Source organism: Sphingobacterium sp. LRF_L2 (assembly GCF_965644235.1).
GTDB lineage: Bacteria > Bacteroidota > Bacteroidia > Sphingobacteriales > Sphingobacteriaceae > Sphingobacterium.
Genome location: NZ_CBFFRI010000018.1, coordinates 1 through 1,604 on the forward strand (window position 1 = coordinate 1; position 1,604 = coordinate 1,604).

Consider the following 1,604-nt stretch of genomic DNA (forward strand, 5'->3'; position numbering starts at 1 on the left):
ATGAATTGGATCATGTTGAAATTAATCCTGTATCACTTGCAAATGAAAGCTATACGGATGGTCAGAATATAGCTTCGGATAGATATTCTTCGACAAACGGCAATGTGAATGTCGGAGGTATAGCACACTCATTTAAGACCGTCTCTAATGGTGAGAGAGCTTTAAATGGCATACAGACGGGACTAGACCTTCTCGGTATGGTTCCTGTTTTCGGAGAATTTGCTGATGGTTTCAATGCCTTCTTGTATGCGGGACGTGGAGATTATGTGAATGCGTCACTGAGTGCGTCTGCCATGGTTCCATTTGCCGGTTGGGCATCCACTTCTTTAAAGTTAGGGGGAAAGGCCGCTAAGGGGGGACAGACAGTTATTGGAGAGGGAATGAAGCGTGTTAGTACGGAAGCAGCGAAACGTGAAGGCTCTGTTATTCTAAATAATATGCCAAATTTCACAGGTACTGCTGACCAAGTAACAAGCCAAATGATGACTTTCAATCGTCAATGGTTGCTGCAACAAATGAGGAGTGGAAGACCGATTATAGACATTGGATTGGATCCTGCCAGAGGAGTTCCAAGTATATTCTACCAAATGGAACAAAATATGATAAAGAATTATTTAAAGCTTCATCCAAATGCATTTCAAGTAATTAAGCCATGATAGAAGGAGAAGAATATATAGAAGTTGTAAAGGAGTTTTATTCTTTTCTTGAAACTGATTTTGGTTTTAGTAAAGTAAATGAAACCATAAATGGCAATGCTTTTTATGACGTGGAGTTTAGAGATAAAGAACGAATAATTTCTATTTCATACGAGAACATAGAAGACCATTTAGAAGTTATTGTTTTTATGTTGCAGAACGGCAAAATGCCAGACTATGACGATAAAACAAAAACGCTACATTTAAAACAGCTTAACAGGTTGGTAATGGCAAAAGCCAGCAAAGAAGAAATCCACTTAAACGCTGCGTATTTTGCCAAGTATAATGCAAAGAATGAAATAGAGCGGAAGTTATTAAAGGAAGCCAAGGAACTTCGATTGTGCTTGAAGCATTTTAGCGAGTTATAATAACAGCACAAAGCCCGGCAAGTCCGGGCTTTTGTTATTTAGCGTATGCCTGTTTATTCTTAAAATCCCTGATGAACTTCGTTTGTCATAAACTGATATGCGTTTGTTATAAACTTGGATGCGTTTGCGTTAAACTGATTTTCGTTTGTGACAAACGCAATCGCGGCTGTTTCAGATTGATATGCGGTTGGGGTGTCAGATGCAAGTTGACGATAAACTTGACTGCGTCTGCGACAGACTTGGTTGCGTTTGTGATACACTTATTCTAGTTTGGGATAAAAGCAGTTGCGTCTGCGATAGACTCATATGCGGTTGAGACAAACGTACATCGGGTTGCTTCAGACTTAATTGCGTCTATGGGGGATATTTTGTTTTTTAAGGCAGGAAACAGGTCAGAAATGGTCAAATTGGCAAGTATTATATTTCAGAAGGAACCCGTATTTGTCTATTACATATTAAAACTATTTGATTAAATGATACGTGAGTATTCATCGGTTTTTATATCGTTCTGTGACTTTGGGGACTGTTGTGCTATGTAAAA

At 38.8% G+C, this 1,604-nt stretch carries 2 protein-coding genes; both read left to right on the forward strand.

The features are described from left to right. Positions 1 to 656 (forward strand): hypothetical protein (locus ACSZOX_RS22335; RefSeq protein ID WP_437922463.1); only part of this gene is annotated, 656 nt, incomplete at its 5' end. Next, positions 653 to 1,063, forward strand: a complete 411-nt coding sequence (locus tag ACSZOX_RS22340) for a hypothetical protein (protein WP_437922465.1) — start codon at positions 653 to 655, stop codon at positions 1,061 to 1,063. The genes ACSZOX_RS22335 and ACSZOX_RS22340, both read left to right, overlap by 4 nt. The last annotated feature ends 541 nt before the right edge of the window (positions 1,064 to 1,604 follow it).